This window comes from Bradyrhizobium sp. USDA 4486 (genome assembly GCF_054057995.1).
Genome location: NZ_JBSRZV010000001.1, coordinates 7239885 through 7252111 on the forward strand (window position 1 = coordinate 7239885; position 12227 = coordinate 7252111).

Consider the following 12227-nt stretch of genomic DNA (forward strand, 5'->3'; position numbering starts at 1 on the left):
CTGGATTCCCTGATGCGCAATTGCGCATCATAGTTCGATGCTTCGCATCGCGCCGGAATGACGGAAGAGAGAAAGAGACCCATGAACTTCGATGACACCCCGCAGGAGGCCCAGTTCCGCGCCACCGCGCGCGCCTGGATCGGAGCCAATGCGCCGAAGCAGTACGAGGACGAGCTGCGCAAATCTTCGCTCGGCCGCACTGTGCTCAAGAACGCTGACATTCTCGAGGTCGCAAAAGCCTGGCAGAAGAAGAAGGCCGACGCCGGCTGGGCCTGCCTGCACTGGCCGAAGGAATATGGCGGTCGTGGCGCCTCGCCGATCGAGCGCGTGATCTGGCAGCAGGAAGAGGGGCCGTTCGGCCAGCTGTCGCGCATGTTCATCATCGGTCACGGCATGTGCGGGCCGACCATGATGGCGTTTGCGCGCGAGGAGCATAAGCGCACTTATTTGCCGCCGCTTGCCTCCGGCGAAAAGGTCTGGTGTCAGCTATTCTCCGAGCCTGCCGGCGGCTCGGATGTCGCAGGGCTTCGAACGCGCGCGGAGAAGGATGGCGACGACTGGATCATCAACGGCCAGAAGATCTGGACCTCGGGCGCGCACTACTCCGATTACGGCATCCTCCTGACCCGTACCGATCCGACCGTGCCCAAGCACAAGGGCCTCACCATGTTTTTCCTCGACATGAAGAGCCCTGGCGTCGAGGTGCGGCCGATCAAGCAGGCGAGCGGCGCGTCCGACTTCAACGAGGTCTATTTCACCAATGTCCGCATTCCCGATCATCAACGCCTCGGCGAGGTCGGCGACGGCTGGAACGTCTCGCTGACCACGCTGATGAACGAGCGCAGCGCGATCGGTGCGGCCGTGTCGACCGGCTTCCCCGAGCTGTTCGAATATTGCTCCAATCTGATGCTCGACCACGGCCCGGCGATCGAGGATCGCGCGGTGCGCTCGAAACTCGCCAACTGGGCGGTGAAGGCGAGCGGGCTGAAATACACCAGCATGCGCGCGATCTCGGCGCTGTCGAAAGGCGAGCGGCCGGGGCCCGAAAACTCCATCGGCAAGTTGGTGGCGGGCTCGATGATCCAGGACGTCGCGACCTACGCACTGGATCTGCAGGGCGCCGCCGGCGTCCTCAGCGGCGAGGATGCCGAGCTCGCCGGCCGCTTCCAGGCGATGCTGCTGCGCGCGCCGGGCACCCGCGTCGAAGGCGGCACCGACGAGATCATGCGCAACATCATCGCCGAGCGGGTGCTGGGCCTGCCCGGCGACATCCGGGTCGACAAGGACGTGCCGTTCAACAAGATCCCGACCAAGGGAAGGAATTAACCGTCATTCCGGGGCGGCTCGAAGGCCGAACCCGGAATCTCGAAATGAGCAACTAACCTCTGGATTCCGGGTTCGCCCTTCGGGCGTCCCGGCATGACAGGAAGAGAGAGGCCGCCATGAATTTCGACGACACCCCGCAGGAAGCCGCCTTCCGCGAGACCGCACGCAGATGGGTCGAGGCCAATGCGCCGAAGGAGCTGCATGCCGAGCTGTCAAAATCCTCGCTCGGGCGCATCCGGCTTGCCAAGCACGACATCGTCGATGTCGGCAAGGCCTGGCAGAAGAAGAAGTTCGAGGGCAATTGGGCCTGCCTGCACTGGCCGAAGGAGTATGGCGGCCGGGGCGCCACGCCGATCGAGCGCGTGATCTGGCAGCAGGAAGAGGGCGTCTACGGCAAGCTGACGCAGCCGTTCCAGATCGGTGAGGGCATGTGCGGCCCGACCGTGATGGCGTTCGGCAGCGAGGAGGCCAAGCGCCGCTATTTGCCAAAACTCGCCTCAGGCGAGGAGATCTGGTGCCAGCTGTTCTCCGAGCCGTCCGCCGGCTCCGACGTCGCAGGGCTCCGCACCCGCGCGGAGAAGAAGGGCGACAATTGGGTCGTCAACGGCCAGAAGATCTGGACCTCCGGCGCGCATTATTCCGACTATGGCCTGTTGATCGCGCGCACCGACCCGAATGTGCCCAAGCACAAGGGCCTCACGATGTTCTTCCTGGACATGAAGAGCCCCGGCGTCGAGGTGCGGCCGATCAAGCAGGCCAACGGCATGCAGGAGTTCAACGAGGTCTATTTCACCGACGTCGTCATTCCGGACAGCCAGCGTCTCGGCGCCGTCGGCGAGGGCTGGAGCGTGTCGCTGACGACGCTGATGAACGAGCGCATGTCGATCGGCGCGCGGCTTGCGACCGGTGTCCCTGAGATGTTCGAGTTCTGCTCGAACCTGATGCTGGATGATGGTCTCGCGATCGATGATCCCGCCGTGCGCTCGAAGCTCGCAAGCTGGGCGGCGAAATCGAGCGGGCTGAAATACACCAGCTACCGTACGATCTCGGCCCTCTCGAAGGGCGAGCGGCCGGGGCCGGAGAATTCGATCGGCAAGCTGGTGTCGGGCATGATGCTGCAGGACATCGCGACCTACGCCATGGACTTGCAAGGCGCGGCCGGCGTCCTCACCGGCACCGACGAGGAGACGGTGCAGGGCCAGTTCCAGCAGATGCTGTTGTCCTCGCCGTCGATGCGCATCGCCGGCGGCACTGACGAGATATTGCGCAACATCATCGCGGAACGCGTGCTGGGCCTGCCCGGCGACATCCGCGTCGACAAGGACGTGCCGTACAACAAGATCCCGACCAAGGGGCGGTGATGTTACCTCCTGCGGTATCTCATAGGGTGGGCAAAGCGAAGCGTGCTCACCATATCCGGATGCGCCGGAGTAAGTCTGTCCGTGGGCAGGGCGCGGTGCGCCTTTGCCCACCCGAGAAGAGCGCGAGCTGATCCATGGACGCACAGGTGAAACAAAACGACCGCATCGGCGTGCTCGAAGAGCTCCTCAAGGAGCGCTACTCCGTCCGCGCTTTCCTCTCCAGGGAAGTCGACCGCGCCACCATCGAGCATGTCTTGACAACGGCGCAGCGTACCGCGTCCTGGTGCAACAGCCAGCCCTGGCAGGTCATCATCGCCAGCGGCGAGGCCAAAGAGCGCTTTCGCAAGGCGATCTACGCGGAGGCCTCAAAAGGCCTCGGCGACGACTACGATTTCACTCCGCCGCGCGAATATGTCGGGGTCTATCTGGAGCGCCGCCGCGAGAGCGGCTTCCAGCTCTACAACACGCTCGGCATCGCCCGCGGCGACAAGATGGCTTACGCAAAGCAGGCGCTGGAAAACTACAATTTCTTCGGCGCGCCGCATGTGGCTATCATCCACACCAACGAGCCGCTCGGCATCTACGGCGCGATCGATTGCGGGGCTTATGTCTCGAACTTCATGCTGGCCGCGCAGGCGCTCGGGCTCGGCACCATTCCGCAGGCGGCGCTGGCGCGCCACTCCGGCCTGATCCGCCGCCATTTCAATCTGCCAGACGACCGCCGCGTCGTCTGCGGCATCTCGTTCGGCTACGCAGACAGCGCCCACAAGATCAACAGCTACCGCACTTCGCGCGCGAGCGTGGCGGACACGGTGACATTCGTCGAGGAATGATCGAGTGGCAATCCGCTGCGCGGACGCGCGGAAAGGCGGCCGCAGAAACGGCCGCCTTTGCAGCTGTCGATTGGTCCGATTGACGCGGGCCGCTAGCCGCCGCTGCCGCCGATCACGGCCCGCACGGTCTCGTCGGGGCCGAAATCTTCGGCACCGTCGACATAGAGCAGCGCGGCGAGCTTGGAGCGCGCGCGATTGACGCGGCTCTTGATGGTGCCGACCGCGCAGCCGCAGATCGAAGCCGCGTCCTCGTACGAGAAGCCCGAGGCGCCGACCAGGATCAAGGCTTCGCGCTGGTCCTGCGGAAGCTTGTCGAGCGCGGTGCGGAACTCCTCGAACTCGAGATGCGCGTTCTGCGATGGCTGCGTCTTCAGCGTCTTGGCGTAATTGCCCTCGGCATCCTCAACCTCGCGCCGCCGTTTGCGATAGTCGGAGCGGAACAAGTTGCGCAGGATCGTGAACAGCCACGCCGGCAGATTCGAGCCGGGCTGAAACGAGTCGATGTTGGCGAGTGCGCGCAGCAGTGTCTCCTGCACCAAATCGTCGGCGCGGTCCGCATTGCCGCTGAGCGAGATGGCGAACGCACGCAGACTAGGCACGGCCGCCAGGATGTCGTTACGCAGGGAGTCCGTGAGAGGCATTAATCCCTCCCATTGTTGTTGTCGTTGGAGCCCCCAGCAACATTCTCATCGTGGGATCCGCCTCCCGGCGCATCAAGCTTCTTGATGAGCTCCGCGAACCGGTCGGGAACCCCTTGCCGCACGACGTCGTCGTACATGGCGCGGAGCTGATGCCCGATCCGGGACTGGATCTCCGGAGTGAGCCCTCCCTTGCCGGGGGTCGTGCTTTTGCTGGCTTGAGATTTGAGATCTTTCATGACCTGTTCCACGTTTCCCCGAGTTAAGTGACTGTAAAATAGAGAAGTTTTCTCAACCGGGAGCCGTTCCCTGGATAGGCACAATGCGACGTGAGATAAAAAGTTCCGCGCCTTGCGGAACTTTTATTGGCTTGATGCGTAAACAGCCCAGCAGGGGAACCCGGGCCCCCCGCGTATCGCCTGACCTCAGGGTTGGATCTCAAGGCTGGCCCGAAGATGAATGGAGTGGGGATGTCCCGTTCACAGCTTGTTGCTGAACACCTGCCGCTGCTGCGCCGCTACGCACGCGCCCTGACGGGCAGCCAGGCCTCCGGTGACGCCTATGTCGCAGCCATGTTGGAAGCCATGCTGGGGGATCCGTCGGTGCTCGACGAGAGTCATGGGCCGCGCGCCGGTCTGTTCCGGCTGTTCACCCAGATCTGGAATTCCGTCTCCGTCAACGATGATGCCGAGGTGACGACGCTGCCGATGCCGCCGGAGCGGCGGCTGTCGAATATCACGCCGCTGCCGCGGCAGGCCTTCCTGCTGCTCTCGCTCGAGGGATTTTCGGAAGAGGAAGTCGCCTACATCCTCGGCACCGACGTCGGCGAGACGCGGCGGCTGGCGGATGCCGCCGGACGCGAGATGGCGGCCGAGATCGCCACCGACGTACTGATCATCGAAGACGAGACCTTCATCGCCATGGACCTCGAGAGCCTGGTGAAGAATCTCGGCCACAACGTCGTCGGCGTCGCGCGCACCCATGCCGATGCGGTGGCGCTGGCCAAGAACAAGCGGCCGGGCCTGATCCTCGCCGATATCCAGCTCGCCGACGGCTCGTCGGGCCTCGACGCCGTCAACGAGCTGCTGCGCACCTTCGAGGTGCCGGTGGTGTTCATCACCGCCTACCCGGAGCGCTTCCTCACCGGCGAGCGTCCCGAGCCGGCGTTCCTGATCTCGAAGCCGTTCCAGCCGGCCATGGTCTCGGCGGTGGCAAGCCAGGCGCTGTTCTTCCAGCGCAACTCTCGCAACCGCACGCCGAAGGCGCCGGCGGCGTAACAAGGCGCCGGCGGCTTGACAACACGCGATTTCGCGAAGTGATTTGATCCGGCGAGCTGCAAGGCACGCCGGATTTTTCATGCCCGTTGCCAGCTTGACGGGGATTGAGTTCGGCGCCCATACCTCGGCATTGATCCCTATCGGAGATGTGCTCATGGACCAGCAGCTGCTCGATCGCCTCGCCATCCGCGACCTCGTCGAGAACTGGGCGGTGTGGCGCGATGCCGGTGATTGGGAGCGCTTTGCCACGGTCTGGCACGAGGAGGGCTGGATGTCGGCGACCTGGTTTCAGGGACCGGCACGGGACTTCATGCGCGTCAGCCAGGAGGGTTTTGCCAGGGGCGTGCGCATCCTGCATTTCCTCGGCGGCAGCAGCATTGATCTCGCCGGCGAGCGCGCGATCGCTCAAACCAAGATGACGATCTCGCAGCGGGCCCTGGTCCATGACGTGCTCTGCGATGTCGTCTGCACTGGCCGCTTCTACGATTTTCTGGAGAAGCGAAAGGGCCAATGGGGCATCGTCCGCCGCCAGCCGATCTATGAGAAGGACCGCATCGACCCGGTCGATCCCGCCGCGTCCCTCCGCCTCGACCAGCAGGCGCTCGCCGCCCTGCCCGACGGCTACCGCCACCTCGCCTACATGCAGGAGCTGATCGGCTACAAGGTCAAGCGCGACATGCCCGGCCTGATCGGGCCCGAGGTCGAGAAGCTTTATTCCGAGGGGCGGGAGTGGCTGGCGGGAAGGGCCAAATAACTTGAAGCAAAAGTGAGCCCCAGACAAAAGTAAGGCGCGACTGGCATCACCACAGTCGCGCCCTACGTCGCCGGCTTATGGGGCAGGGGGGAATAGCCGGCTGCTGAGACGACTCCCGGGCACGAAAGTCGTTCCAGTCGGTTGCAAAATTTTTTGTGCCGCCTGCGGTGATTTGCGCACACGGTTAAGTGATCTTAACGGCTGAGAACTCCCGGTCCTTTCGTCGCGTTGTTCCCGCGATCGCCATGGGGCGAGGGATATTTAGCCATGTCACAGATCCAAAAGATATTTTTGGGCGCCGTCGCAATTGCTGCGACGCTCGGTGCGGTCCAGGTCGGCGCGGTGCAGCTGGCCTCCGGCCACGATCTGGCCGACCGCTGGCAGGCGGTTGCCGACAAGCCGGGCCACAACGTCAATCGCGCCAGCAAGGCCGACCGCCTCGCCGAGATCAAGCCGGCCCCGGTTCCCACCCGCACCGTGTCGATGCGGCTGAACGACCTTGCCGATACGTCGGTGCTGTTGCGGGTCCCCGCAGTGATCGAGACCGGCAATGCCAAGCCGCCGCCGGTGCTGCTCAAGGACAAGGGCCAGAAGCAGGGACGCCCCAAGCCGACGATCGCCTGCGAGCCGATGGTCAGTTCGCTGACCGAGGTCGCAAGGCTGCTCCAGCCCGGTCGCTGCGTGACCTGATCACGCCTGGCCGAAGGACCGGTGTTCTAGCGGCGCTCACATCCTCTTGATCCGCTCTCCGGTCGCGCTATATCCCGGCTTTCCCTTTTTGATTGACCGGGTAATCGCATGACGACGTCAGATACGGCTGTGCATACGCAGCCCTTCCAGGCCGAGGTTTCTGAGCTGTTGCACCTCATGGTGCATTCCGTCTATTCGGAGACCGACATCTTCCTGCGCGAGCTCGTCTCCAACGCATCGGACGCCTGCGACAAGCTGCGCTATGAGGCGATCGCAAGTCCCACGCTTCTGGGCGAGGGCGACGGGCTCAAGATCCGCATCATCCCCAACAAGACGGCCGGAACGCTCACGATCGCCGACAACGGCATCGGCATGGAGCGGCAGGAGCTGATCGACCATCTCGGCACCATCGCCCGCTCCGGCACCAAGGCTTTCGTGTCGAAGCTGAAGGAAGCCAAGGACGGTCTCGGCCTGATCGGCCAGTTCGGCGTCGGCTTCTATTCCGCTTTCATGGTTGCCACCAGGATCGTCGTGATCAGCCGCCGCGCCGGCGAGAGCGATGTCTGGACCTGGACGTCCTCCGGCGGCTCCGGCTTCGAGATCGCGCGGGCCGGCGACGAAGACGCGGCGCGTGTGGCGCGGGGCACCGAGATCGTCCTGCACCTGAAGGAGGACGCGAAGAAATATCTCGAGACTTACGAGATCGAACGTATCGTCAGCGCCTATTCCGACAACATCCTGTTCCCGATCGAGCTGGTGCCGGAGCAGGGCGAGCCGCGCCAGATCAATTCAGCGAGCGCGCTGTGGCAGCGCCCGAAATCCGAGCTGACGGCGGAGGACTACAAGAAGGCCTATCAACAGATCGCCTCCGCCTTCGACGATCCCGCGATGACGCTGCACTACCGCGCCGAGGGCCGCTACTCCTACGCCGTGCTGCTGTTCGCGCCATCGACAAAACCGTTCGACCTGTTCGAGCCGAACCGCAAGGGCCGGGTGAAGCTCTACGTTCGCCGCGTCTTCATCACCGACGACGCTGACCTTTTGCCGGGCTATCTGCGCTTCATCCGTGGCGTCGTGGACAGTGAGGATCTTCCGCTCAACATCTCGCGCGAGATGCTGCAGAACAATCCGCAGCTCGCACAGATCCGCAAGGCGGTCGCGACCCGCGTCGTGTCCGAGCTCGAAGGCCTTGCCGACAAGGACCCGGAGAACTTTGCGAAGATCTGGGACGCCTTCGGCCCGGTGCTGAAGGAAGGCATCTACGAGGATTTCGAGCGCCGCGAGAAACTGCTGTCGCTGTCGCGCTTCACCACGACCTCGGGCGAGAAGCGGTCGCTGAAGCAAGTCGTTGCCGATTTCAAGCCGAACCAGACCGAGATCTACTATCTCGTCGGCGACAGCATCGAGCGGCTGAAGTCCAACCCGCGGCTGGAAGCTGCGACCGCGCGCGGCATCGAGGTGCTGCTGCTGTCCGATCCGGTCGACGCGTTCTGGACCTCGATGCCGACGGAATTCGACGGCAAGCCTTTGAAGTCGTTGAGCCAGGGCGATCTCAATCTCGACCTGATCCCGCGCGTCGACGCGGCGGACGAGGTGAAGAAGGACGAGCCCGAGGCGGACGAAGCCGCCACCATCGCGGTGATCAAGGCCGCGCTCGGCGAGCGCGTCAGCGACGTCAAGGCCTCGACGCGCCTGACCAGCTCCGCCTGCTGCCTCGTCGCCGACAGCCAAGGCCCCAGCCGCGAGCTCGAGCGCATCCTCTCGCAGCAGAACCGCGGCATGCGCACCAAGCCGATTCTCGAAATCAACCTGCGCCATCCCATGGTGAGCGCGATCACCAAGGCGCAGGCCGGCTCCAAGACGGTCGATGACCTCAGCCTGCTCCTGCTCGAGCAGGCGCAAATCCTGGACGGCGAGCTGCCGGAGGACCCGGCAGCGTTTGCGGCAAGGCTGAACCGGCTGGTGCTGCAGGGGCTGGGCTGACGCCACGCATGCAGACCTCGTAGGGTGGGCAAAGCGAGCGAGGGCGGAAGCGTGCCCACCACATGCGGAGGGTGGGCACGGCGCCTTGCGCCTTTGCCCACCCGGCACTGCCTCACAGCGTCATTGCGAGGAGCGAAGCGGCGAAGCAATCCGGAAGCCCTCCGCGCAAAGAGTCTGGATGGCTTCGCTTCGCTCGCAATGACGGAATCCTGAGCGTTGTCTTTCTACTCCGCCGCATCCTTCTGCTTGCCGCTGGCTGTCTCGGCCTGCGGCTTCCCCTCCATCCAGCGTGACAGCAGGTTGGAAAAGCGGTCGAGATAGAGATAGACGACCGGCGTCGTGAACAGCGTCAGCGCCTGGCTTACCAGCAGGCCGCCGACCATGGCATAACCGAGCGGCTGGCGGATCTCGGCGCCGGTGCCGGTGCCGAGCATCAGGGGAACGCCGCCGAGCAGCGCCGCCATCGTCGTCATCATGATCGGGCGGAAGCGCAGCAGCGCGGCCTGGCGGATCGACTGCTCCGGCGTCAGATGCTGCTCGCGCTCGGCGGCGATGGCGAAGTCCACCATCATGATGCCGTTCTTCTTGACGATGCCGATCAGCAGGATAACCCCGATCAGGGCGATGAGGCTGAAGTCGAAGCCGAAGATCATCAGGATCGCGATCGCGCCGACGCCGGCCGAGGGCAGCGTGGACAGGATGGTCAGCGGGTGGATGTAGCTTTCATAGAGCACGCCCAGCACGAGATAGACCACGACCAGCGCGGCGAGGATCAGCATCGGCACAGTGCCGAGCGATTGCTGGAACGCCTGCGCGGTGCCCTGGAAGCTCGTCGACAGCGTCGGCGGCGCGCCCATGGCGCCGATGGCGCGCAGCACGGCATCGGTGGCCTGTCCCAGCGCCACGCCCTCGGCGAGGTTAAAGCTGATCGTCACCGCCGGGAACTGGCCCTGATGCGCGATCGCGAGCGGCCGCACCGGCACGTTGGTCCAGTTGCAGATCACCGAGAGCGGCACCTGCTCCCCGGTCAGCGGCGACTTGATGTAGAGCTTCTCGAGCGTCTCGAGCTGGCCCTGCAACGCCGGCGTGATCTCGAGCACCACGTGATAGCTGTTGGTCTGGGTGAAATATTGCGCGACCTGGCGCTGGCCGAAGGCGTCGTAGAGCGTGTCGTCGATCAGTTGCGGCTGGATGCCGTAGCGCGCGGCGGTGTCGCGATTGATCCTGAGCTGCAGGGTCGTGCCCTCGGTCTGCTGGTCGGTGGCGACATCGCGCAGTTGCGACAGGCTTCTCATGCCGGCCAGGATCTTCGGCGCCCATTCGTTCAGCTCGGCGAGATTGGCGTCCTGGAGCGTGAACTCGAACTGGGTGCGGGTGGCGCGCCCGCCGAGCCGCACGTCCTGCGAGGCCTGCATATAGAGGCGAGCGCCCTCGACCTCGGCGAGCTTTGGCCGCAGCCGCGCGATGATCGCTTGCGCGCTGGCGTCGCGCTCCCCGATCGGCTTCAGCGTGATATACATGCGCCCCGAGTTCAGCGCCGTGCCGCCGCCGCCGATGAACATCGCGATGGAATCGACCGCGGGGTCGGCCTGCACGAGGGCATTCAGCTCCTCCTGCCGCCGCTTCATCTCGGCGAAGGAGATGTCCTGGGGCATCTCGGATACCGCGGTGAGAAAGCCGTTGTCCTGCTGCGGGAAGAAGCCCTTGGGGATCATGACGAACAGCACGGCCGAGAGCGCGACGGTGCCGAAGAAGATGAGAAGCGTGACGAAACTGTGTTTCAGCGCGAGGTCCAGTCCGCGCTCGTAGGCGCCGAGCAGGCGCTCGAACATCCGCTCGCTCCACTGGTAGAAGCGGCCGCGCCGCGCCTCGTGGTCGGCGCGCAGGAAACGCGAGGCCATCATCGGGGTCAGGGTCAGCGACACCACCAGCGAGACGAAGATCGCCATCGAAAGCGTCACCGCGAATTCGCGGAATAGCCGGCCGATGATGCCGCCCATCAGCAGCAGCGGGATCAGCACCGCAACCAGCGAGATGCTGATCGAGACGATAGTGAACCCGATCTCGGCCGCCCCCTTGTACGCCGCGGCGAGTGGGCTCTCGCCCCGCTCGACATAACGTGTGATGTTCTCCAGCATCACGATGGCGTCGTCGACGACGAAGCCGACGGCGATGGTCAATGCCATCAGCGAGAGATTGTCCAGCGAATAGCCGAACACCCACATCAGCGAGCAGGCCCCGAGCAGCGCCAGCGGCACGGTGATGCTTGGGATGATCGTGGCCCAGAAGCTGCGCAGAAAGACGAAGATCACCATCACCACCAGCGCAATGGTGATCATCAGCGTGATCTGCACCTCCTCGACCGCGGCGCGGATGGTGATGGTACGGTCGCTGATGATCTTGATCTTGATCGCGGGCGGGATCGCCGCGATCAGCCGCGGCAGCTTCTCCTTGATGCGGTCGACCGTCTCGATGACGTTGGCGCCCGGCTGCTTGAAGATGACCAGGAACACGCCGCGCTTGCCGTCGGCCCACGCCGCGGTCTTCATGTCTTCCGGCCCCGAAACGGCCTCGCCGATGTCGCGGATCCGCAACGGCGCCCCGTTGCGATAGGCGACGATGATGTCCTTCCAGTGCGCCGCCTCGAGCAACTGGTCGTTGGCGTAGATGGTGTAGGAGCGCCGCGTGCCGTCGATATTGCCCTTCGGGCTGTCGGCGGTGGCGATCGCGATCTGGCTGCGCACGTCCTCGAGCGACAATCCCTTAGCGACGAGCTTGGCCGGATCGATCTGGATGCGCACCGAGGGTTTTTGCTGGCCGCCGACGAACACCTGCGCGACGCCCGGTATCTGGCTGATCTGCTGGGCGAGCTGGGCATCGGTGCGGTCGCTGACCGTGGTCAGCGGCAGCGTGTCGGACGTCGCCGACAGGATCATGATCGGGGAGTCCGCCGGATTGACCTTGCGATAGGTCGGCGGCGAGGGCAGGTTTTTCGGCAGTTGTCCGCTCGCCGCGTTGATTGCGGCCTGCACGTCGTTGGCGGCGGCATCGATCAGGCGGTTGAGATCGAATTGGATGGTGATCGAGGCCGAGCCGAGCGAGCTCGTTGACGTCATCTGCGAGATGCCGGGGATCTGGGCGAGCTGGCGCTCGAGCGGCTGCGCCACGGAGGAGGCCATGGTCTCTGGACTGCCGCCGGGCAGCGACGCGGAAACCTGGATGGTCGGAAAGTCGACCTGGGGCAGCGGTGCGACCGGCAGCAGCGGATAGGCGACGAGGCCTACGAACAGGATGCCCGCCATCAGCAATGAAGTGCCGATCGGGTAGCGGATGAACGGAGACGAGAAGCTCTCTTGCATGCCCTG

10 protein-coding genes are annotated in these 12227 nt (G+C 64.5%); 7 read left to right on the top strand and 3 right to left on the bottom strand.

Annotated features, from left to right (window positions below):
• Nucleotides 1–81: 81 nt before the first annotated feature.
• The 3 genes from ACVWY3_RS34210 (at nucleotide 82) to ACVWY3_RS34220 (ending at nucleotide 3520) form a co-directional block, all read left to right on the top strand.
• Nucleotides 82–1326, top strand: a complete 1245-nt coding sequence (locus tag ACVWY3_RS34210; protein WP_456842389.1) for an acyl-CoA dehydrogenase — start codon at nucleotides 82–84, stop codon at nucleotides 1324–1326.
• A gap of 116 nt (nucleotides 1327–1442) precedes the next feature.
• Entirely contained in the window at nucleotides 1443–2687 is a 1245-nt protein-coding gene (locus tag ACVWY3_RS34215; RefSeq protein ID WP_456842390.1) for an acyl-CoA dehydrogenase, read from the top strand.
• Nucleotides 2688–2821: 134 nt separating this feature from the next.
• On the top strand, nucleotides 2822–3520 hold the full coding sequence (locus ACVWY3_RS34220) for a nitroreductase (protein ID WP_456842391.1): 699 nt from the start codon (nucleotides 2822–2824) through the stop codon (nucleotides 3518–3520).
• 92 nt (nucleotides 3521–3612) lie between these two features.
• On the opposite strand, the gene ACVWY3_RS34225 is transcribed toward ACVWY3_RS34220, so the two are convergent.
• On the bottom strand, nucleotides 3613–4161 hold the full coding sequence (locus ACVWY3_RS34225) for a sigma-70 family RNA polymerase sigma factor (RefSeq protein WP_018316216.1): 549 nt from the start codon (nucleotides 4159–4161) through the stop codon (nucleotides 3613–3615).
• Nucleotides 4161–4397: a NepR family anti-sigma factor gene (locus tag ACVWY3_RS34230; RefSeq protein WP_235541012.1), complete on the bottom strand. Its 237-nt coding sequence runs from the start codon at nucleotides 4395–4397 to the stop codon at nucleotides 4161–4163. The genes ACVWY3_RS34225 and ACVWY3_RS34230 overlap by 1 nt, the downstream gene beginning before the upstream one ends.
• A gap of 231 nt (nucleotides 4398–4628) precedes the next feature.
• Between ACVWY3_RS34230 and ACVWY3_RS34235 the strand changes: the two genes are divergently transcribed.
• From ACVWY3_RS34235 to htpG, 4 genes are all read left to right on the top strand, one after another.
• Complete coding sequence (locus tag ACVWY3_RS34235; protein WP_027562863.1) at nucleotides 4629–5435, top strand: response regulator; 807 nt, start codon at nucleotides 4629–4631, stop codon at nucleotides 5433–5435.
• 154 nt (nucleotides 5436–5589) lie between these two features.
• A complete protein-coding gene (locus ACVWY3_RS34240) occupies nucleotides 5590–6189 on the top strand; it encodes a nuclear transport factor 2 family protein (protein ID WP_456842392.1) in 600 nt (199 codons plus the stop codon).
• A gap of 267 nt (nucleotides 6190–6456) precedes the next feature.
• Nucleotides 6457–6879, top strand: a complete 423-nt coding sequence (locus ACVWY3_RS34245) for a hypothetical protein (RefSeq protein ID WP_456842393.1) — start codon at nucleotides 6457–6459, stop codon at nucleotides 6877–6879.
• A 108-nt stretch (nucleotides 6880–6987) separates the two neighbouring features.
• Nucleotides 6988–8862, top strand: coding sequence for a molecular chaperone HtpG (gene htpG / locus ACVWY3_RS34250; RefSeq protein ID WP_456842394.1), 1875 nt, complete (start codon nucleotides 6988–6990; stop codon nucleotides 8860–8862).
• Between the two features lie 224 nt (nucleotides 8863–9086).
• On the opposite strand, the gene ACVWY3_RS34255 is transcribed toward htpG, so the two are convergent.
• Nucleotides 9087–12221, bottom strand: coding sequence for a multidrug efflux RND transporter permease subunit (locus ACVWY3_RS34255; RefSeq protein ID WP_456843527.1), 3135 nt, complete (start codon nucleotides 12219–12221; stop codon nucleotides 9087–9089).
• Nucleotides 12222–12227: the final 6 nt, after the last annotated feature.